At 63.2% G+C, this 21,473-nt stretch carries 19 protein-coding genes, 1 tRNA gene and 1 pseudogene; 8 read left to right on the top strand and 13 right to left on the bottom strand.

Annotated elements, in window-relative coordinates; genetic code table 11:
• Positions 1-69: 69 nt before the first annotated feature.
• The 7 genes and pseudogenes from SO156_RS00245 to SO156_RS00215 all read left to right on the top strand — a co-directional run bounded on the left by SO156_RS00245 (position 70) and on the right by SO156_RS00215 (position 7,572).
• A complete protein-coding gene (locus SO156_RS00245) occupies positions 70-870 on the top strand; it encodes an acetoacetate decarboxylase (RefSeq protein WP_458145790.1) in 801 nt (266 codons plus the stop codon).
• 32 nt (positions 871-902) lie between these two features.
• On the top strand, positions 903-2,078 hold the full coding sequence (locus SO156_RS00240; RefSeq protein WP_498533453.1) for a DUF3734 domain-containing protein: 1,176 nt from the start codon (positions 903-905) through the stop codon (positions 2,076-2,078).
• A 33-nt stretch (positions 2,079-2,111) separates the two neighbouring features.
• Positions 2,112-3,263, top strand: a complete 1,152-nt coding sequence (locus SO156_RS00235; RefSeq protein WP_498533452.1) for an HlyD family secretion protein — start codon at positions 2,112-2,114, stop codon at positions 3,261-3,263.
• A gap of 31 nt (positions 3,264-3,294) precedes the next feature.
• On the top strand, positions 3,295-4,902 hold the full coding sequence (locus SO156_RS00230) for an MDR family MFS transporter (RefSeq protein WP_458145787.1): 1,608 nt from the start codon (positions 3,295-3,297) through the stop codon (positions 4,900-4,902).
• Between the two features lie 40 nt (positions 4,903-4,942).
• The gene (locus tag SO156_RS00225; RefSeq protein WP_498533451.1) at positions 4,943-5,725 is read left to right on the top strand and encodes a 3-hydroxybutyrate dehydrogenase; all 783 of its coding nucleotides are present in this window, start codon (positions 4,943-4,945) and stop codon (positions 5,723-5,725) included.
• A gap of 140 nt (positions 5,726-5,865) precedes the next feature.
• A pseudogene (locus SO156_RS00220) lies at positions 5,866-6,183 on the top strand (SDR family NAD(P)-dependent oxidoreductase); the annotation flags it as partial.
• 54 nt (positions 6,184-6,237) lie between these two features.
• Positions 6,238-7,572 carry a threonine/serine exporter family protein gene (locus SO156_RS00215; RefSeq protein WP_498533450.1) on the top strand — a complete coding sequence of 445 codons (1,335 nt, stop codon included), beginning with the start codon at positions 6,238-6,240 and terminating at the stop codon, positions 7,570-7,572.
• 335 nt (positions 7,573-7,907) lie between these two features.
• On the opposite strand, the gene SO156_RS00210 is transcribed toward SO156_RS00215, so the two are convergent.
• The 12 genes from SO156_RS00210 to SO156_RS00155 all read right to left on the bottom strand — a co-directional run bounded on the left by SO156_RS00210 (position 7,908) and on the right by SO156_RS00155 (position 19,985).
• A tRNA-Ser gene (locus SO156_RS00210) sits at positions 7,908-7,997 on the bottom strand.
• A 487-nt stretch (positions 7,998-8,484) separates the two neighbouring features.
• Positions 8,485-8,946, bottom strand: coding sequence for a hypothetical protein (locus SO156_RS00205; RefSeq protein WP_458145784.1), 462 nt, complete (start codon positions 8,944-8,946; stop codon positions 8,485-8,487).
• Positions 8,947-9,257: 311 nt separating this feature from the next.
• Entirely contained in the window at positions 9,258-9,437 is a 180-nt protein-coding gene (locus SO156_RS00200) for a hypothetical protein (protein WP_498533449.1), read from the bottom strand.
• Between the two features lie 391 nt (positions 9,438-9,828).
• Positions 9,829-10,155, bottom strand: coding sequence for a hypothetical protein (locus tag SO156_RS00195; RefSeq protein WP_498533821.1), 327 nt, complete (start codon positions 10,153-10,155; stop codon positions 9,829-9,831).
• Between the two features lie 245 nt (positions 10,156-10,400).
• Complete coding sequence (ilvD, locus tag SO156_RS00190; RefSeq protein WP_458145783.1) at positions 10,401-12,251, bottom strand: dihydroxy-acid dehydratase; 1,851 nt, start codon at positions 12,249-12,251, stop codon at positions 10,401-10,403.
• A gap of 274 nt (positions 12,252-12,525) precedes the next feature.
• Positions 12,526-13,386, bottom strand: coding sequence for an ABC transporter permease (locus SO156_RS00185; protein ID WP_498533448.1), 861 nt, complete (start codon positions 13,384-13,386; stop codon positions 12,526-12,528).
• Entirely contained in the window at positions 13,383-14,312 is a 930-nt protein-coding gene (locus tag SO156_RS00180) for an ABC transporter permease (RefSeq protein ID WP_498533447.1), read from the bottom strand. Before SO156_RS00180 ends, SO156_RS00185 begins: the two co-directional genes overlap by 4 nt.
• Positions 14,312-15,304: an ABC transporter ATP-binding protein gene (locus SO156_RS00175; RefSeq protein WP_498533446.1), complete on the bottom strand. Its 993-nt coding sequence runs from the start codon at positions 15,302-15,304 to the stop codon at positions 14,312-14,314. The genes SO156_RS00180 and SO156_RS00175 overlap by 1 nt, the downstream gene beginning before the upstream one ends.
• Positions 15,301-16,284, bottom strand: coding sequence for an ABC transporter ATP-binding protein (locus SO156_RS00170; RefSeq protein WP_498533820.1), 984 nt, complete (start codon positions 16,282-16,284; stop codon positions 15,301-15,303). Before SO156_RS00170 ends, SO156_RS00175 begins: the two co-directional genes overlap by 4 nt.
• A gap of 6 nt (positions 16,285-16,290) precedes the next feature.
• Positions 16,291-17,928, bottom strand: a complete 1,638-nt coding sequence (locus SO156_RS00165; protein WP_498533445.1) for an ABC transporter substrate-binding protein — start codon at positions 17,926-17,928, stop codon at positions 16,291-16,293.
• A 30-nt stretch (positions 17,929-17,958) separates the two neighbouring features.
• The gene (locus SO156_RS00160; protein WP_498533444.1) at positions 17,959-18,780 is read right to left on the bottom strand and encodes a sugar phosphate isomerase/epimerase family protein; all 822 of its coding nucleotides are present in this window, start codon (positions 18,778-18,780) and stop codon (positions 17,959-17,961) included.
• Positions 18,781-19,211: 431 nt separating this feature from the next.
• Positions 19,212-19,985, bottom strand: a complete 774-nt coding sequence (locus tag SO156_RS00155) for an SDR family NAD(P)-dependent oxidoreductase (RefSeq protein WP_498533443.1) — start codon at positions 19,983-19,985, stop codon at positions 19,212-19,214.
• 565 nt (positions 19,986-20,550) lie between these two features.
• Here SO156_RS00155 and SO156_RS00150 point away from each other — a divergent pair.
• Entirely contained in the window at positions 20,551-20,763 is a 213-nt protein-coding gene (locus SO156_RS00150; RefSeq protein ID WP_458145776.1) for a hypothetical protein, read from the top strand.
• 45 nt (positions 20,764-20,808) lie between these two features.
• On the opposite strand, the gene SO156_RS00145 is transcribed toward SO156_RS00150, so the two are convergent.
• Positions 20,809-21,060 (bottom strand): hypothetical protein, encoded by a 252-nt coding sequence (locus SO156_RS00145; protein ID WP_498533442.1) that lies wholly within the window; start codon positions 21,058-21,060, stop codon positions 20,809-20,811.
• Between the last annotated feature and the right edge of the window lie 413 nt (positions 21,061-21,473).

Raw genomic sequence — 21,473 nt, 5'->3', positions numbered from 1 at the left:
GCGATATGGTCGCGCTTCCCACGCAGAAGCGCGGCTCCTTCGCCATCGACCTAACTGGAGCCGACCCCGATGAAACACGACACCGTGCGCGCGAGCGCGTTCGCCATGCCACTGACGAACCCGGCATTCCCACCCGGCCCCTACCGCTTCGTCAACCGCGAGTACTTCATAATCCAGTACCGGACAGATCCGGAGGCGCTGCGCCGGATCGTGCCGGCACCGCTCGAGCTGACCGAACCGGTGGTGAATTACGAATTCATCCGCATGCCGGATTCAACGGGGTTTGGCGACTACACCGAAAGCGGCCAGGTCATCCCGGTATCCTATCAAGGTCAGGCCGGCAGCTTCACCCATCAGATGTTCCTCAATGATCATCCGCCCATCGCCGGCGGACGCGAGCTCTGGGGCTTTCCCAAGAAGCTGGCGCAACCGAAGCTCGCGGTCGAGATCGATACGCTCGTCGGCACCTTGAACTACGGTTCGGTTCGAATCGCGACCGGCACCATGGGTTACAAGCACCGCGCCCTCGACACCGAGGTCGAAGCAAGGAAGCTCGCCGCACCCAACTTTCTGCTCAAGATCATCCCGCATGTCGATGGCTCGGCACGCATCTGCGAGCTGGTCCGCTACCACCTAGAAGACATCACCGTGAAAGGCGCATGGACCGGGCCGGCTGCGCTGGACCTGTATTCGCATGCCCTCGCCCCCGTCGCCGAACTTCCGGTCCTTCAAGTGCTGTCGGCCAAACACCTCGTGGCCGACCTGACGCTCGGGCTTGGCACTGTCGTCCACGATTACCTGTCGCCCGGCGCGACCGCACTACGACGCGAATCCAGGTCCGAGATCCTTATCGAAGCGAACGCAGGCTGACCGGATCAGCCGCAATATCGGGAGTTTACGAAATGCTGAAGGTGATGCGCGAGCAAATCAATTCGGTGCCGCAGGCGTCCACGCCGCTGCCCTATGACGTCGTCGCCCTGGTGCTGCAGGGTGGCGGAGCTCTGGGAGCCTATCAGGCCGGCGTCTATGAGGGCCTGCACGAGGCCGGTATCCGGCCGAACTGGTTGGCCGGCATTTCGATCGGCGCGCTCAATGCGGCGGTCATTGCCGGATCGCCGGAAAACCAGCGGGTCGAGCGGCTACGCGAGTTCTGGGAGACCATCTGTGCGTGTCCGGTGGGGTGGCCCGCCGGCGAAGGGCTGCCCGATGCCCTGCCCTTCGCCTTCGATATGCGCTCATGGCACAACGCGCTTGCCGCGATGAGGGCCTTATTCCAGGGCCAACCCGGCTTCTTCAAGCCGCGCTTCCCGTCACCGTTCTGGTCACCCTTTTCGGGCGATGCAGCCACCAGCTTCTACGACACCGCGCCGTTGCAGCGGACGTTGGAGACGCTCGTCGATTTCGATCGGCTAAACTCCGGCGACGTGCGCGTCAGCGTCGGCGCGGTCAACGTTCGCACCGGCAACCTGACCTACTTTGATACGACCGAACGCAAGCTCGGACCAAAGCATTTCATGGCCTCCGGCGCGTTGCCGCCGGGCTTCCCCGCCGTCGAGATCGACGGCGAACACTATTGGGATGGCGGTGTCGTCTGGAACACCCCTCTTTCACGCGTGCTGTCCAGCGAGCCGCGTGACACGCTGACATTCCAGGTCGATCTCTGGTCGGCCAGAGGGCGTGTTCCTCACGACATGATGGAGGTGTCGAGCCGGCAGAAGGACATCCAATATTCGAGCCGCACGCGCGCTATCACGGACCGGGCACTGCGCATGCAGAAGATGCGCCAGGCGTTGCAGCGGACGATCCGGGAGTTGCCGGAACGCGCAAAGCAGGATCCGGAAATCCGCGCCATCACGGACATGGCCCGTCATCGCTCCTACAACATCATCCACCTGATCTACCAGTCCAAGATCTACGAGGGTCAGTCAAAGGACTACGAGTTCGGGCTGAACGCGATGCGTGCGCATTGGCAAAGCGGATTGGACGATATCCGCCGCACGCTGGCCGACCCACGCCGCCTGGACCCGCCAGCTCCCGAGCTCGGCATCATCACGCATGACGTCCACCGCCCCGATTGAGATTTAGCGGCCCACCCGACTTTGGAGAATACCATGTCGACTCTTTCGTATGCTTCCGAGCAGAAAACGAAAACAAGCCTTCGCCCGTCGCGTCAGGCGATCCGGCGCGCGGCTCTGGCGTTCGCCGCCGCCCTTGGCGTCGCCGGGGCTGCCGCTTTCAGCCACTACTACATCACTACCGGCCGCTACCTGGAAACGACCGACGACGCCTATGTCAAAGCCGACTCCACAATCATTGCGCCGAAGGTTTCCGGTTACATCGCCGAGGTGCTGGTCGCGGACAATGAACCGGTGAAGGCCGGCCAGTTGATGGCACGCATCGATGATCGCGACTTCAAAACCGCGCTGAACCAGGCCAAGGCCGACGTCGCGGCCTCGGAAGCCGCGATCAAGAACCTCGACGCGCAGATCGAATTGCAGCAGCCTCTGATTCAGCAGCAGGCGGCCGAGGTCGACGCGACTGAAGCCAACCTCAAGTTCGCGCAGCAGGAGCGCGCCCGCTACGACGACCTCATGAAATCGGGCTCGGGAACGATCCAACGCGCCCAGCAGACCGACGCAGCATTGCGCTCTCAGACCGCACAACTGCAGCAGGGCAAGGCGGGATTGCTCGCCGCCAACAAAAAGGTCGAGGTGCTTTCGACCCAGCGCGCGCAGGCTGTCGCACAACTCGACCGCGCACGCGCCGTCGAGCAGCAGGCGGCACTGAACCTTTCTTATACGCAGATCACCGCGCCCGTCGACGGGTCAGTCGGCGCGCGCACCCTGCGGGTCGGCCAATATGTCCAGGCCGGAACGCAATTGATGGCGGTCGTACCGCTCGATCAAGTCTATGTGGTCGCCAACTTCAAGGAGACCCAGCTCACCCATGTCCGCAACGGACAGCCGGTCGAGCTGCGGATCGACAGCTTCCATTCGACCAGGCTGAAGGGCCATGTCGACAGCCTGTCACCGGCGAGCGGGCTCGAATTCGCACTGCTACCGCCCGACAACGCCACTGGCAATTTCACCAAGATCGTGCAGCGCGTGCCGGTGAAGATCGTGCTCGACAACCCGACCCTGCGCGGTCTGCTGCGCCCGGGCATGTCGGCAGAGCCTACTGTCGACACCAAGTCGACTGTCGTCGCCGAACGCAACGCCGAGAAGCACCTCGCCTCCCGTAGCGGGGCACCCGCAGCTGAATAGCCCATCCGGCCTCGAATGCGAGGAGACCACCATGACCACACTGCACACCACCATCGACGCCGTTCCCGCCCGCGAAGACCGGCTGCCAGCGGCTCCTGCCGTCTCGGCAAAAACCTGGCTCGCGGTGATCGGAGCCACGATGGGCGCGTTCATGGCGGTGCTCAACATCCAGATCGTCAACGCCTCGCTTGCCGACATTCAGGGCGGGATTGGTGCGGGCATCGATGACGGCGGGTGGATCTCCACGTCCTACCTGATCGCCGAGATCGTGGTGATTCCGCTCAGCGGCTGGCTTGCCCAGGTCTTTTCGGTCCGCATCTATCTCCTTACCAACGCCTTCCTGTTCCTGCTGTTCTCGGCAGCCTGCGCGCTCGCGCAGGATTTGCCGCAGATGATCGCGCTGCGGGCGGTGCAAGGATTTACCGGTGGCGTGCTGATCCCCATGGCATTCACGCTCATCATCACGCTTTTGCCCAAGGCAAAGCAGCCGATCGGGCTGGCAATGTTTGCGATCTCCGCAACATTCGCACCGGCGATTGGTCCGACCATCGGCGGCTATCTCACCGAAAATTTCGGCTGGGAATACATCTTCTATGTCAACGTCGTGCCCGGCGCGATCATGATTGGCATGCTCTTCTTCTCTCTCGAAGCAAGGCCGATGAATCTTTCGCTGCTTCGAGACGGCGATTGGACCGGCATCATCACCATGGCGATCGGGCTCGCGGCACTTCAGACCGTCCTGGAAGAAGGCAACAAGGACGACTGGTTCGGCTCGCCTTTCATCGTTCGCCTCGCGGTGATAGCTGCGGTCGCGTTGACGCTGTTCCTCGCAATCGAGCTGACCGCGAACAAGCCGTTGCTCAACCTGCGCATCCTGTTCCGTCGCAATTTCGGCTTCGGCGTGCTCGCGAATTTCTTGCTCGGCGTATCGCTGTATGGCTCCGTCTATATCCTGCCGGTCTATCTGTCCCGCATCCAGGGCTACAACTCCGAGCAGATCGGCATGGTGCTGGCATGGACTGGCCTGCCTCAGCTCGTGCTGATCCCGCTGGTACCTCGTCTTATGAAGCGATTCGATCCGCGCCTTGTCATCGGCATCGGCTTTGTGCTGTTCGGCGGCTCCAATTTCATGAATATCTACATGACCAACGACTATGCAGCCGATCAGCTTTTTTGGCCGAACGTCATCCGCGCATTTGGCCAAGCCCTCGTCTTTGCGCCGCTCTCGGCGGTCGCGACCGCCGGAATCGAACAGGAGAACGCGGGGTCCGCGTCGGCCTTGTTCAACATGATGCGCAACCTCGGCGGCGCGATCGGCATCGCGGCGCTGCAGACGTTGCTGACCAAACGTGAGCAGTATCACTCCAACATACTCTCGCAGCAGGTCACGCTATTCGAGCAGGCGACCCGTACCCGGCTCGATCAGCTCACGCACTACTTTATAAGCCATGGCGTGATCGACCGCGTCGACGCCGCTCACCGCGCCTATGTCGCAATCGGCAAGGTTATCCAGAAGCAGGCATTCATCCTCGGCTTCAGCGACACCTTCTATCTGCTCGGCATTTCGCAGATCGTCGCCTTGGCGGCGGCGCTCATGCTCACCAAGCCCGACCGCCTCGACGCCGGCGGCGCCCACTGACCGTCTTTCTGTTGTGTCTCAAACATCGAAGGGAAGCATCATGTTGAAGGGAAAAGTAGCAATCGTCACCGGATCGACCAGCGGCATCGGACTGAGCATCGCGAAAGAGCTAGCCAAGCTCGGCGCCGGCCTGGTGTTGAACGGCTTCGGCGACGCTCGCGAGATTGAGGCGATCCGCACCGGTATCGAAGGCGAGCACGGCGTGAGCGTCGTCTACGACGGCGCCGATATGTCAAAGGCGGAGGCTGTACGCGGATTGATCGCCGAGACCGTCGAGAGATTCGGACGCCTCGACATTCTGGTGAACAATGCCGGCATTCAGTTCACCGCTCCGGTCGAGGAATTTCCGGCTGCAAAGTGGGATGCAATCCTGGGGATCAATCTGTCCGCAGCATTTCACGGCATTGCCGCGGCGGTGCCCCAGATGAAAAAGCAGCGTTGGGGACGGATCGTCAACATTGCGTCAACGCACGGTCTCGTCGCCTCAACACACAAAGCCGCCTACGTTGCAGCCAAGCATGGACTGGTCGGCCTGACCAAAGTGGTCGGCCTGGAGACGGCCGGCAGCGGTGTCACTTGCAACGCAGTCTGTCCCGGTTGGGTGCGAACGCCGTTGGTCGAAAAGCAGATCAGCGACATTGCCGCGCAAAGGGGCATCGATCAGAAGGAAGCGGCCAAGGAGCTTCTGGCAGAGAAGCAACCATCTCTGGATTTCGTCTCTCCCGCGCAGCTTGGCGGCACCGTGGCTTTCCTCTGCTCGCCTGCGGCAGACCAGATCACAGGTACGACCATTTCCGTCGATGGCGGCTGGACCGCACAGTAGGCAAGCGAGCAACGCGGCGCCGCCCGCCGATTCAGCCGAGAATATGGAGGCCCCAAATGGGTACAGAACGGAAAGTCGCTATCATCACCGGCGCATCGCAGGGTATCGGCGAGGCCTTGGTCAGGGCATACCGCGAGCGCACCAGCCTCGACGAACACGCGGTCAGCAGCGTGCCATCGGCTCTGGCCGCCCTCACAAAGGGCGGCCTGAACGCCGCAACGAAGTCGCTCGCAATCGAATATGCGAGCAAGGGTATTCGCGTTAACGCCGTGGCACCCGGCGCTGTCAAGACGCCGATGCATGCACCCGAAACATACGACTTCCTGGCCAAGCTGCATCCGGTCGGACAGATGGGAGAGGTGCGCGATGTTGTCGATGCGGTGCTGTACCTCGAAGGTGCCGCCTTCACCACCGGCGAGATCCTCCACGTCGACGGCGGACAGAGCGCCGGACATTAGAAGGGCACGGATCCGGGGCGCGGGATCGCATCCTAACTTCGAGGCTGATTCCCAATGGCGGTTGTCCTTCGAACACCTCGAACTGACCTCGAAACTTCGGCGTACGAGGCGGCACTCGGTATCGTTGCACTAGCAGCCACCCTCCTCTTTACTCACGGGCAGACCACAGAGCGGACGGTCGTCACCGCCGAACGGCTCGGACGCGCTATGGGCGTGTCGGCGAGAGTGCTCCCGGATTGGGACAAGCTAATCGTCGAGCTTGAAAGCACATCTCTGTCCCAGATAGTTCCCGCGAAACCACTCGGCGTCGACATGAACAGGGTGCTTGCCATCACGGCCATTGTGGACCGGCTGTGCGAGGGCTCGCTACGCGTTGAGGAAGTACGGCCGGCCCTGTTGCTGGCCGGGAGGTTGCCACCGGTTTCCGTATTCCGCTTCACCTCATTGGCAGCCGTAGGCGCGGCGTCGCTCGGGATCATTTTCGGCGCAGTAGACCCGGCGAGCCTGATCCTGATCGCGGCAAGTGCCGCGCTCGGCGCGCTGGTCCGCCGCTGGCTATCAGGCTTCAGCAGCAGCCCGTTCATCCAGCCGCTGTGTGCCGCCCTCATCGCCGGCATCGTAGCCGCTGTCTCTACCAGCAGCTTGCATCAGCCGATCGCAACCGCTCTCGTCGCATTCTGTCCCTGCATGGTGCTGGTGCCTGGCCCACATCTTCTCAACGGTGCGATCGACCTCGTCCGCACGCGCATCGCGCTTGGCATCGCTCGCCTGACCTACGCCGGCATCGTCGTGCTTATGATCTGCTTCGGCCTGCTGTTGGGCTTCACCGCAGTCGGCGCAGTACTCCCGGTCACGAGACCGTCCGCGCCCGCGCCGTTGCTGGCCGATGTGATTGCGGCAGGATGCGCTGTCGCCTCCTTCGGCACCTTCTTCTCGATGCCGTGGCGCATGCTACCGCTCCCCATCGCAGCGGGCATGCTCGGGCATGCCGCACGCTGGGCACTGATCTCGCTCGCGGGGGCGAATGTTGCGACCGGGGCGCTCGCCGCCTGTATGCTGGTCAGCATCATCGTCACGCCGGTGGTCGATCGCCGGCATCTTCCATTCGCTGCAGTCGGCTTTTCCGCGGTTGTCTCGATGATGCCAGGCTTCTTTCTATTCGAGGCAGCGAGCGCCGTCGTCGAGTTGGTCTCGATGGGGCCGCGTGCGCCGGCGGCGCTGATGACGAACTTGGCCGCAAACGGCGCCACTGCATTTCTGGTCGTCCTAGCGATGACCTTCGGGCTGATCTTGCCACGGATGCTCCTTGAGCACGTCCTTCCTCTTCTGTTCGAAAGCCGCGCAAGCATCACGCCCGTCGCGACATCGCTCGAGAATGGCTCGGATTGAAGCTACCTCTTCTTGGACTCAGATGAGCCTTGGCAAAAACCCGGCATCTTGCAACATGTCTGCTTTGCCGCCAGAAGGCGCCATTGTTGGAGATGCCATCCGTAGCTTGTCGCCGTAGCTAGGAACGCGCCGCCCCTGCACGAGGGTCAAGCACTCAAGTTAACACAATCACTTAGACCTTTGAGTTTGGAGGAGCGGTGAACCCACGGGCCTAATCTACGGTCAGTGACCCAATTAGGGAGAACATCGCCGAACTGCGAAGTACAGCCTTCCGGCACAAGTCACTGATTTTGTTGTGGAGTTCGAACGACCACGAACAGTGGAGAACAATATACTGGCGGAAGGGGTGGGATTCGAACCCACGGTGCCCTTGCGGGCACGCCGGTTTTCAAGACCGGTGCCTTAAACCACTCGGCCACCCTTCCAACTCTTTGAATTCATTACGAAAACAGGCCACCTAAATTTCACGCCAAGCAGTTCCGCTAACAGCTTTGCTAACATCTGTGGCCGACTTCGCGGGCTTGTTTATAGCTGCCATTAGCCCGTTGTCTATCGCCGGATTATGCACCGTCATCACTCATCAGATGGAAGGCTCGCGCCGGAAGAGGCTGTCCCTCCCCAACTCAACACCATTCGCGGGCAAGGTGGTAAACCACCCAGCCCGCAACTGGCTGGCGATCGATGGGGATGACGTTACTGTTCGGATGCCTGACAGTGTTCAAATGGCTCGCGGTGGGCATCGAATGCCTGCGCGGCGGGCACACCTCACACCGTTCAGCGACAAGGCTATTAGTGCGCAGCTTGCGCGTTTACCGAGAACGGATCGATTTAGGTCGAGTGCGGCGGCGGCTTCTTGCAGTCTCGCCGCATCCTTTGCAGTGATCGTGGGCGCAACGTCAACGGCCACGCTGATCAGTTCCGTGAGAATGTTACCACGTTCGATGCTTTGCTTGGGGCCTCCATCTTCTTTTTGCAGTTGGCGTAGACTTCGCTAAAGCGACGTTCTGAGTTGCACAAGTTTTCCAGCTTATTGACAAACAGCGTCACAGCGTCATCGTGCCACGTCGCCTCCGTCGATTGGGTTTCTTCGCTGGCGCGCTCCACGACCTTGACGAATTCGCGGGCGAGAGCGCGCAGGTTGCCAACGTCCTGCACTTCGCAGGCGACTTTGTACCGGTTGTAGTTTGCGCGATCGTCCCAATGGATCACGATGTCGTCAGGCAGGGTATCGCCTTCGATCTGTGACAGTGCGTCGAGCGCGACGCCCGCATGAGTGAACGCTTGGTGCTCTTCACCGTCCTTGATGCAGCGCTTGATCAATTGCAGCGCATTCTTGGCGCGCGATAGTTGAACAGAGGCATGCTTCGTATTCATTGCGTAATTCCCTTTCTGAGCGGACCCGCGTGGACTCCACTGCAAACGTAGCGCTCGGCAAGCCCCTCGCTAATCGTAATTTCGCTTGCGTCGCGCCCGGCAACCGTTAGCACCATGCACAGGCGCTTATAATTGCAGAGAAGATGCAACCGGCTACGCTTCATTCGAGCAGCGGGCGCTACCTCCAAAGGTGAATGCGGATTACTCCGTTCGGGACCTTCACAATCTCGGGGCAGCGTCATCAACGAATGGAAGCGGCTGGTCAGGAAGCACTCCCTGCCAGGCATTCGCTTTTATGACCTGCGCCACACTCACGCGACGGCGGCTATCACCGCCTGTCCGAAGCTCAGTTCGAGGTCATCGAGAAGATGATAAACCCGCTCATGGCGGGTCGCGCATGAAGCGGCGGCCCCATCGAAGGCAGGCGTGATCGCATCTCGCAACACATGCCCGCCGGCTGAGGCGATGAACACAGGGGCCCGCCGCTTCACGCTGGCGGGCCTCGTCAGGCGGGTGTCAGCCTGCCATGCGATCTACTCGGAGTCGTCGATTCCCCCGCGGGGTTGGCGACTGCGAGGTCCGGTTCGGATTTGCCTCCAATGCCGGACCTCGCTTCCCCAAACAGAACCTACGGCTTCTCCGAGCGCCTCGCCTACCGGAACCACGTGTAAGGTCGCTGTCAGCTTGGCCGCTTAGGTTGCGGAGCTTGCAACGGCCCTCATCACGTGGCCGGACACGATCAATTCCGACATCGGCGCCGCCGCCCAGGGCGTCGCCGGTTACGAGGCCCGGTTGGACTGGTCTCCAACTCCGGGCCTCGTTCGCTTCAAACGAAAGCGCGGCGCCAAGGGCGCCGCGCTTTTTGTCTGCTCCGATTCTGGTTCAGTAGCCGCCGCAGGATGCGCAGGGCGAGACGACTGGGGCGTAATAGGAGTAGCCGGGCGAGACCATCTCGACGCGCTGGCGGGTCGCATATTGCGGCGGGATGCGCTCGTACTGCACGCCAGGCGGCGCGACCATCACGGTCTGCGGCACCATCACCGTGCGATACTGCGCGGGCGTGCGATGGGCGACGACTGACCCGGGCGAGACCATCACGGTCTCATCAACGGTGCGATATTGCGGCGCCACGTATTGCTGCTGGTAGCAGGTCGTGCACGGCGGCGGGGTGTAGCAATTGTAGCAGCCGGCGGACGCTGCGCCCGTCATGGCGATGGCGGCGGCTGCGCTGGCGAAAACGACGGCAATGGTACGAGACATGGTGGTGGTGCCCCAGTTACGCGGGAAATGACTTGGATCGATGGGTCGGCACGCAGCTGTATACGCTGTGAACTCCGCATCGAAGAAAGTTCGTCGGGGCATCCTTAACGGGGCCGCGCAATCGCGGCCGGCCGCTAACGCTTCATTGACTATGCATGCCGCGATCCGCGGATCGCAGCGCGCGATAACGCCGCTCAGTTGGAGCGGCGCTTGACCTCACGCACCGCGCCGCGCGCGGCGCTGGTGGTCAGTGCGGCATAGGCCTGCAGCGCAGTCGAGACGTTGCGCTTGCGATTCTGCGGCTGCCAGGCCGCATCACCTCGCGCCTCCTCGGCCGCGCGGCGCTTGCCCAGCTCCTCGTCGGAGACTTCGAGCTGAATGCTGCGGTTCGGGATGTCGATCGCGATGCGGTCGCCGTCGCGCACCAGACCGATGTTGCCGCCTTCGGCGGCTTCTGGCGACAGATGACCGATCGAGAGCCCTGAGGAGCCGCCGGAGAAACGCCCGTCGGTGACGAGCGCGCAGGCTTTGCCGAGGCCGACCGACTTCAAATAGCTGGTCGGATAGAGCATCTCCTGCATGCCGGGGCCGCCACGCGGTCCCTCATAGCGGACGACCACGACTTCGCCGGCAACGACCTTGCCGCCCAGAATGCCCTCGACCGCGGCGTCCTGGCTTTCGAACACGCGCGCGGGGCCGGAGAATTTCAGGATCGAGGCGTCGACGCCTGCGGTCTTCACGATGCAGCCGTCCTGCGCGAGGTTGCCATAGAGCACGGCAAGGCCACCGTCCTTGCTGAAGGCGTGTTCGAGATCGCGCACCACGCCCTTCTCGCGATCGAGATCGAGCTCGTCATAGCGGCGCTCCTGGCTGAAGGCGACCTGGGTCGGGATGCCGCCGGGCGAGGCGCGATAGAAGGTGCGGACCGTCTCGCTCTTCGAGCGCTTGACGTCCCAGCGCTCAAGCGCATCGGCCATCGTCGGTGCATGCACGGTCGAAACCTTGGTGTCGATCAGGCCGGCGCGATCGAGCTCGCCGAGGATGCCCATGATGCCGCCGGCGCGATGCACGTCCTCGACGTGGACGTCGGCGACGGACGGAGCGACCTTGCACAGCACGGGCACGCGGCGCGACAGCCGGTCGATGTCGCGCATGGTGAACTCGACCTGTCCCTCATGGGCGGCCGCAAGCAGATGCAGCACCGTGTTGGTCGAGCCGCCCATCGCGATGTCGAGCGTCATCGCGTTCTCGAACGCCTTGAAGTTCGCAACGTTGCGCGGCAGGACGCTGGCATCGTCCTGCTCATAGTAGCGGCGCACGAGATCGACGATGGTGTGACCGGCCTCGACGAACAGGCGCTTGCGGTCGGCATGGGTCGCGACCACCGAGCCGTTACCGGGCAGCGCGAGGCCCAGCGCCTCGGTGAGGCAGTTCATCGAGTTGGCGGTAAACATGCCGGAGCACGAGCCGCAGGTCGGGCAGGCCGAGCGCTCGATCACCTTGACGTCATCATCGCTGACCTTGGAATCGGCGGCGGCGACCATCGCGTCGATCAGGTCGACCGCATGCGTCTTGCCGTGCAGCTTGACCTTGCCGGCCTCCATCGGCCCGCCCGAGACGAACACCGCGGGGATGTTGAGCCGCAGAGCCGCCATCAGCATGCCGGGCGTGATCTTGTCGCAATTGGAGATGCAGACGAGGCCGTCGGCGCAATGGGCGTTGGCCATGTACTCGACGCTGTCGGCGATCAACTCGCGCGACGGCAGGCTGTAGAGCATGCCGTCATGGCCCATGGCGATGCCGTCGTCGACCGCGATGGTGTTGAACTCTTTGGCGACGCCGCCGGCCTGCTCGATCTCGCGCGCAACGAGCTGTCCGAGGTCCTTCAGGTGGACGTGGCCGGGCACGAACTGGGTGAAGGAGTTGACCACCGCGATGATCGGCTTGCCGAAATCCGCATCCTTCATGCCCGTCGCGCGCCAGAGGCCGCGCGCGCCCGCCATGTTGCGGCCGTGGGTGGTGGTGCGGGAGCGATAGGCTGGCATGGCGGTTTCCGTCCTGGTTGGCTGAGCCTGGCGGGAAATTGTGAGCCGCCTCAGACCTTTCCGGCCGGATAGCGCACGGCGCCGAAGGGCGCAACGGGAACTTGGGCCTGACAGGGCCGGATCGGCCGTTCGCAGGCCTCCCCTGCTCCCGGCGCGGGCGCGGCCTCATTCGTAGCCCGTATGGAGCGAAGCGCAATCCGGGACCCGTCTCGCCCGATGCACCTGCCCCGGATTTCGCTGCGCTCCATCCGGACTACAGGAGCCCAACTTGCCCCTATTGCAGGGTCGGATCGAGCTTATCGCGCAGCCAGTCGCCGATGATGGAGACCGCCAGCGTCGTCACCACGATGGTGGTGGCCGGCGCCAGCATGATCCAGGGCGCCCGGGTCAAATATTCGCGGCCATAGCCAACCATGTTGCCGAGGCTGGTCATCGGCGGCTGCACGCCCAGCCCAAGGAACGACAGGCCGGATTCCATGAGGATCACCTCGGGGAAGACCAGCGTCGTCGAGACGATCAGGGTCGAGGCGATGTTGGGCAGGATATGCCTGAGGTAGATCCGCGTCGGCGTCGCGCCGAGTTGGCGGACGGCGGCCGCGTAACCTTGCGCATTGGCCGAGATGGCAAGGCCGCGCGCAATGCGCGCATAGCGTTCCCAACCGAACAATCCCATCAGGCCGATCAGGAGCGGCAGCGAATTGCCAAAGAAGGCGAGCACAGCGAGCGCCATGATCAGGAACGGCATACTGGCCTGGAAGTCGGACAGCATCAGCACGAGCTGCTCGATAGCCCCACGGAAATGCGCGGCGAGGAAGCCGAGCGTCGTGCCGACAACGGCCGAAATCGCGGTCGCACCGAACGCGATCAGCAACGAGATGCGGATCGACACGAGCAGACGCGAGAGCACGTCCCGGCCGAGTTCGTCGGTGCCGAGCCAGTGCGCGAGATTGCCGGGCGCCGCCAGGCGATTGCGGAGGTCGAACTGCGTGAAGCCGTAAGGGGTGATCTTCTCGGCGAAAGCGGCCACCAACAGCATGGCGATGATCCACGCCGCTGCGATCGCAACCGAAACCGGAATGTTCGGGAAGCTGATGCGGCGGCCAACGCCTGTATCCTTCAGCGTCGCGTCGGTCATGCGTGGGCTGCCTTGGCGCGCAGCCGCGGATCGAGGAAGGCATAGAGGAAGTCGACGATCAGGTTGGACGTGACCATGGTCAGCGCCACCAGCAAGAGGATGCACTGCACGACGGCGAGGTCGCGGTTGGCAACGGCGACGACGAGCAGCCGCCCCACGCCCGGCCAGGCGAACACGCTCTCGACGACCACGGCACCGGCGATCAGCGTTCCCACCATGAAGCCCAGAATGGTCACGGTCGGAATCGCCGCATTCGGCAGCGCATGCGACGTCACCACCTTGCGCCAGGGCACGCCCTTGGCGGAGGCGGTGCGGATATAGGGCTGGCCTAGCACCTCCAGCATCGCACTGCGGGTGAAGCGCGCCAGCACCGCGGCGCCGCCGAGGCCGAGCGTTGCGATCGGCAGGATCGCGTGGCGCCAGCTCTCCTGCCCGCCCGAAGGCAGCCAGCCGAGCTGCACGGCGAAGACGAGCACGAGCAGCAACGCCAGCACGAAGCTGGGCACGGTGAAGCCGGCAACCGCCGTGATCATCACCGCACGGTCGATCGCCGAGCCACGATGTAGCGCAGCGTAGATGCCAGCGGGAATGCCGAGCGCGACCTTGAAGGCGAAAGCCGGCAGCGTCAGCGCGAGCGTTGCGGGGATCCGCTCCAGCACGAGCTCAATCGCAGGCCGGCCGTCGCGCATGGAGCGGCCGAGCTCGCCCTTGGCGATGGCACCGAAGTAGTCGACATATTGCATCCAGATGGGGTCATCGAGACCCCAGGCCTTGCGGAAGGCGGCAAGGACCTCCGGAGGTGCTTCCGGCCCCAGGATCATCAACGAGGGATCGCCGGAGAGGCGCAGCACGACGAAGGCGAAGGTGACGACGAGGATGATCGTCAGCAGCGCGCGACCGATGCGGATGGCGAAGTAACGTCCCATCACGCCGCATCCCGGCTCTCGGCCTGCGGCCCGGTCACGAGATGGCAGGCGACCTGACGGTCGCTTGCAACAGAAGTAAGCGCCGGCGGCTCGGTCGCGCAACGCGCCATCGCGCGCGCGCAGCGCGGATGGAAGGCGCAGCCGGAGGGACGCGCGGCGGGGTTCGGCGGATCGCCCGAAAGCACGATGCGGTCCGCGCTGCGGCGGCCGGGCGCCGGCGAAGCCGAGACCAGCGCCTGCGTGTAGGGATGTTCCGGCCGGGCGAAAAGATCGTCGGCGCTGCCGATTTCGACGATGCGGCCGAGATACATCACGGCGACGACATTGCTGATCTGGCGCACGACGCGCAGATCATGGCTGATAAAGAGCATGGTCAGCGCAAGCTGAGCCTGAAGATCGGCGAGCAGGTTTACCACCTGCGCCTGGATCGAAACGTCGAGCGCGCTGACCGGCTCGTCGCACACCAGGAAATCGGGGCGCGTCGCAAGCGCGCGCGCTAGCACGATGCGCTGACGCTGCCCGCCGGAAAGCGCGCCCGGATGACGCCGGCCGTGCTGCTCACTGAGCTCGACCGCGCGCAGCAATTCCTGCACGCGCGCCTCGCGCTCGGCCCTGGCGCCCAGACCGTGGATTTCGAGCGGCTCGCGGATCTGGTCGGCGACGGACAGGCGGCGGTCGAGCGCCCCCAGCGGATCCTGAAAGATCATCTGCAGGCGCGCACGCTGCGCGCGCCATTTCGATGACCCCAACGCAGCCATGGGCTTGCCGTCGAACCGCACCACGCCGCCGTCAGGCGTCTCCAGCCCGAGCACGATGCGGCCCGTCGTCGACTTGCCGGAGCCGGACTCGCCAACGAGGCCAAGCGTCTCGCCCTTACGAATGGAGAACGATACGCCGTCGACCGCGTGCACCGCCGTGCTCCGTCCGAACATGCCTGAGCGCATCATGTAGGTCCGCGAGATCGCGGCGACCTCGACGAACGGCGCGCTCATTCCGCGGCGATCCCAAGCAACGCACGGCGCGAGGCTTCGGCACGGACGCAGGCGACAGCGCGCGCATCGCCGAGCGGCGCAAGGCTGGGCGCACCGCAAGCGCACTGCTCGGCCACCAAGGCACAGCGCGGCGCAAACGCGCAGCCCGCCGGCATTTTTGACGGATCGGGAACGGTTCCCGGAATCGCCGTCAGTCTGCGGCGTGGCCCGTCCAGCGGCGGCAGCGCGCCGATCAGGCCTTGCGCATAGGGGTGCCAGGGATCGTCGAACAGCGCCGCCGCCGGCGCCTCCTCGACGATGCGGCCGGCATACATCACGGCGACGCGGTCACAGTTCTCCGCAACGACGCCGAGATCGTGGCTGATCAGCACCATCGCCATGCTCATCTCGCGGCGCACCGCGGAGAGCAGCTCCAGGATCTGCGCCTGAATCGTCGCATCGAGCGCCGTGGTCGGCTCGTCCGCGATCAGCAGATCGGGGTTTCCAGCCAGCGCCATCGCGATCATGATGCGTTGGACCTGCCCGCCGGAGAATTCGTGTGGATAGGCCGAAAGCCGCCGCGCCGCATCGGGGATGCCGACGAGATCGAGCAGCCGCCGCGCTTCCGCCTTCACGGCTTCGCCCGAGAGATCGCGATGCAGCGCCAAGGCCTCGCAAAGCTGTTTGCGTATGGTCAGCACCGGATTGAGCGCGCTTGCCGGATCCTGGAATATCATGGCGATGCGCCCGCCCCGCACCTGATCGAGTGTCGTGGCGGGTGCGCCAAGGATTTCATGTCCATCCAGCCGCACCGAGCCCGCGACCCGCGCGTGACGTGGCAACAGGCCGAGCGCGGCAAGCCAAGTCACCGACTTGCCCGACCCGGACTCGCCGACGAGACCGACGGCCTCGCCTTTGCGCAAGGAGAGGTCGACGCCGTGCAGCACGGGCACGCCGTTGAAGGCGACGCTCAGGCCTTGGATGCTGACCAGCGGCGGCACCACGGCTTACGCCTCGAAATTGCCGGCGCGGAAGTCCATCGCGAACGCCGGCGAGGCCTTCCACTTGATCGACTTGGGCTTGGCGGTGAAGGTCGCGTTCTGGTGCAGCACCGTATAGGCGGGGTCCTCGCGCTCGGCGATCGCCAGCATGCGGGCGAACGCCTTCTTGCGGGCCTCCCGATCAGTCGAGGTCTCCAACAACTCGGAGAGCTTGTTCAGCTCCGCATTGGTCCATTCGCCGATCTGCTGCTGCTGACCGTTGGGCCCGTGCTGGGCGACCATCGACGAAACGGGATCATTGAAGGCCGCTGAGTTCGACCAGTCGCGCACCGCGCGCGTGTCGCCGCGCTCCATGATCTGCGACCAGTTTTCCTTGGTCTCGATCTGAACGTTGAGGCCGACCGACTTCCACATCTCGACCAGGATCTGCGCGGTCGCGACCTGGTTGGTGTAGTAGTTGTTGAGCAGCCGATAGGGAATCGGATCGCCTTTATAATTGGCTTGCTTCAACAGATCCTGCGCGAGCTTCGGATCGTAAGCCGGTACGCTCCAGTCGGCGATGAACATGTCGCCATAGAACTCCCACTGAAGTCCCTTCGGCACGCGGGTGCGGCCGGCCCAGAGGCTGTCGACGATCGCCTGGCGGTCGATCGCATGGGTGAAAGCGCGACGCACCAGCGGATTGGCGAGCTGGGCGTGGTTCTTGTCGAACACGGTCAGGCGGTGATTGAGGATGGTGCCGCCCTGCACCTCGAACGCGGCGTTCTTCTCGATGCCGGCGATCTGGTCCGGCGGGATGTCACAGGCGAACTGATATTCGCCCGACAAGAGGCCATTGATGCGGCTCGCGACCTCGGGCACTTCGAGGAAGCGGATGCGCTTCAGCGGCGGACGGCCGCCCCAATATTCGTCATGTGCTTCCAGCGTCAGCGAGACGTCGGGCTTGAGCTCGACAACCTTGTAGGGACCCGTCGTGACCGGCTTGCGCGCCCAGTCGAGATAGCTCGCGGCTTCGTCCCAGGCGCGGCGGTTCATGATGTCGGAACCGTAGCGCGACAGCCGACCTTCGATGGTGACGTCGGGCGTCGCGTTGGAGAAGCGCACGGTGTATTTGTCGACGGCGTCGACGCGCACGAGGTCCGGCCAGATGCGGCGCGCCACTGCCGGCACATCCGGCGGCAATTCTTTGCCGGGCCGCGGCGTCGGGATTTTTTCGAACGCCTGGATGGTGGTGCGGCTCTTCGCCTCGGTCTCACCGAACATGCGCTCGCGGCTGAAAGTGAAGACGACGTCTTCCGCCGTGAGCTCGTCGCCATTATGGAACTTGACGCCCTGGCGCAGTTTCACCTCGACGGTCTTGTCGTCAATCCGCCGCCATTCGGTCGCAAGCCCCGGCACGGCCTCAAGATTGCCGCGGAAATTCTTGGAGATCAGGCCTTCCCAGATTGACGAGAAGAACACGCGTTCGCCGACGTTCGACTGCTCGCGCAGCACGTCGAGCACGTTCGCGTTCGTTACCTTCTGCACCGCGATCGTGACCGACGGGCGGTTGTCGCCTTGCGCGATCGCGAACCGCGGCAGGAGCAGCGTGCCGGCGGCAGCCGTGCCGGATTTCAGGATGGTGCGACGGGTGAGCTTGCTCATGACGAAGACCCCTGCCCTTATTGGCGTTAGCTATTCAGCGAGACCGAGCGACTTGAGATACGCCGCTCCCCCGCGGACGTGATCGTGATTACGCAGCTCGAGGATCAGCCGCGGATTGGAGCTCAACCGTCCCAGCGCACGGAACACGGCGGTCCAGCGGATGTTGCCCTCGCCCGGCGCCCAATGGCGGTCGGCGAAGCCGTCTGTGTCCTGGAGATGCACATGCGTCAGCATGTCGCCGGCCGCATCGACGTAGTAGTCCACCGGCGGCGCGCCGGTGGAAACATGGGCGTAGTTGGCATGACCGGTGTCGAGCGAGACGCGCACTTTCGGGCTCTCGAGCGCTTTCGCAAGGCGCACGCGATCGCGGGGATCCTTGTCCTCGATGTTCTCGATCACGAGCTCGCAGCCGCTTTGCTCGGCCCGCGCGATCACTTCGGCAAGCGTCGAGCGCACCCGCTCGACCAGATTACCGCGGCTCTCGGGATAGAGATCGAGATTGTTGTGATCCCAGGTCGTGAAGGGCGAATGGATCACCATCTGCGTTGCGCCGAGAAATTCGGCCGCGTCCAGCCCCTGAAGCAGCCGTTTTGCGACGGCTTGACGGATCATCGGATCGTGGCTGTCGATCGTGAAGCCCCAGAACGGGCCGTGGATGCCGAGCCGTCCGGTGTGGCCAGCGAGCATCTTCTTGATCTCGCTCGCAGTGGCGCGCCAGTCGCTATCAAGCAGGTCGGCGCGGAAGAAGTCCTGGATCTCGAGGTCGCGCTGGCGTTCGAGGAGCCAGTCGCGATGCGCAGGGATCGATTTGATGGACAGGGCAGCGCCCAGCACAGGCAGCACAGCGGACATGTCTTGAACTCCCTTGGCCATCGCGTGATGACATCGGCAGCGCTAACGCAGTTCAGTGACAGGCCGGTGAAGGGCAGGTTCCCGACGTTCAGGGAGATGTGGACATCGCGTGGGCCTCAGCACACGCTCGCGTCGCACCGGGACGGCAGTTCACGTCCGTAATGACGCGGATATCAACGTCCTCAAATTTCACGTATCTCCGCGCGATCGACGGCCAACGCGCATCACACTTTCCTGGCCGCGTCACATGGGCGGGGGCGCCATGGGGCGGGGATGAAGTCACGAGGTCCGGACTCCTAGGCACTCCGGACCTCGTGGCAGCTCATCCCCGACTGGAACGCATCGAAAATCCCTTTGCCCTTCCGCATCGCGCCTGCAAGCACTTCGCGCCGCGCCGTATTTCGAAACCGGCTCGAAAGGCCCGCGATCCACTAAGCCTGAGGAAGCGCGACACCAGTCAGTTCGCCCAACTTGGAGATGAGCCGGTCCTGAAATTCTGGATCGGTTGCCTCTCGGGCCGGCTGCTCCTGCTGGAGGTGATGCCAGTAACGACCGCTGACCAAGGCGGCCGGCTCGTCGCTTACGGCCAGCCAGGTCTGGGTCCGCTGTCCGGTATCGAGATCTACCGGCGCTCCTGGACCGCCCATCTTCGTGCGTACCCAGCCGGGATCGACGGCGTTGCTCAAGACCTGCGGCCAGCGCCGCGCCAGCGCGAAAGCCAGTGCGGCGACATGCAGCTTGCTTTCGGCGTAGGCCCGTGCGGGATCCCAGGGCCGCTTCGTCCAGTCCACGTCGGCCAGCGAACCCTCCCCGCCGCGGTGCAGACCGCTGCTAAGATACACTGTTCGTTCGGGGCGTTTGATCAGCGCCGTCAGCATGTACGGCGCCAGGGTGTTTATTGCGAGGGTGGCAGCATGTCCCTCAGGTGTCGAACCGCGGCTGCGCTCCGAGTAGACGCCCGCATTATGGATGACCGCATCCATGCGCCCGATCGCGTTGATCTGATCTGCGATGCTTCTGGTCTCGGCCCCGCTGCGGAGATCACCGACCACGACCCCTGCGGCGCGCGAGGCGAGATTTGCGATGGTCGCGGCGCGATCGGCCGAACGGGCGTGCAGCACCACTTCATGGCCGTCATCTAGAAGCGACTCCGCTGCCGCTCGACCCAGCCCATCCGCGCTGCCGGTGATAAAGACAATGGCCATGCTGCTCCTCCGATTTTCCCGCTCACACTGATTGCTCGACAATCTTAGTGAAATTCGGATCTCCGGCCTCAATCAAGGCCGCGTAAACGACGCCCCGCTCTTTCGCGGCAAGTGGCGGATCGATAGTCGCCGACTGTCTCGTCGGATGAGCTGCCGGATCGTAACGCGGATGTTGCCGCTGTCCTCGCCCGTGTGAGCCTGTAACGGCTGAAGCATACGAGAGCCGGAAGAAACGAGAGCGCTGCTTATGATCGGCGGTTTGCTGTTGGCGCCAGCGTCGCACCCTCGGCTGAAACCGATTGCCATTGCTCTTTTGTCAGAAATCTCGCGCAATATCCGCAGATCATAGAGACTTTGGTAAGCAATCAGGCCCAGGCTAGCTTTGGGACGGGGCCGCAGGGGAAAGTTGCGGCCTTGTGCTTGGGGTGAAGACCCGCTCCCTCCAGCCTTGGCGGGCCTTCCCTCAATCAATGGAAACGGAATCCACTGTGATTTAATTCATATTTCACATCGGCAAAGCAGAGGCAGGTTATTGCGTACCGATTGATATTGGAGGATGGCAATAATGCTAAAAGAAAATTGCCTGATCGTTTTTGCGGCGGGAAGAAAACTGGATCTCCTGCGCGGCGAAGCCTCTCGCATCGCCAAAGAAAATAAAGTGGACTGGCATATCGACCGCGCCGACATCGGCACGCTCTTTTGCTTCGAGGACGCCAAGGCAAAAAAAGCCTTCGCACTCACCTGCGATAACTTCGGTATTTCCTGCCGGGACAGCTAGCCAAAAAACAAACCCGGCGGCCTTGTGGGCCGACGGGTTGGGCTTTCATGTCGCGGTAAAGGCTCCCAGTTCCGCGCAATCAATTAGCCGTCGGCCAGCAGCAATCGAGTTCTCGGAGCTTGCATTTTTGGATGGCTGCTTCCGTGCAGTGACATAACCATTCTCACAATATTCAATCTCACGAACCTTGCGAGCATATGCCAGGTATTTCTTGATCAGATCGTAGTCGTTGGGATTGAACCGTATTTGCTTTTCCAAGGCGGCAAGGTCTTCGCGCAGCGTGGCAGCGTCCAACATAATCGCCCCTCCTCCGCAATGTACAAACCACGCCAATCGAACTGGAGTTCCGCCTAGTCCCCCGTCGAGCCTGCAACGATGCATGTAAGCTTCCTTGCTGGTAGCATGCTAAGAAGGTGCTTCACTGCGCTTGACGAGCTCGCTTCTATGTCACCTTCGCGTTTAAGGAAGCCCGCCATTCGCGACGGGCCCAAGGCTAAGGGAGAAAACGCGCCATGAAGACGCGGCAAAAGCCTACGACGAGTCGCGCCGATTCTGTGTATCGCGATTGACACTGTGGACAACAAAGCACTGCTGTCATCTACCGACAGAGGCGCTGATCCTTGTGGCGCAGTAAGGTGGCCCAACGACCTTCGCCCGGATCGGCATCATGCGGGCGCTCAACCACGGGAAGTCCAATCCGGGGGTGCAGC

Source organism: Bradyrhizobium sp. UFLA05-125, assembly GCF_059803515.1.
This window is presented reverse-complemented; position numbering and strand designations above follow the sequence as displayed.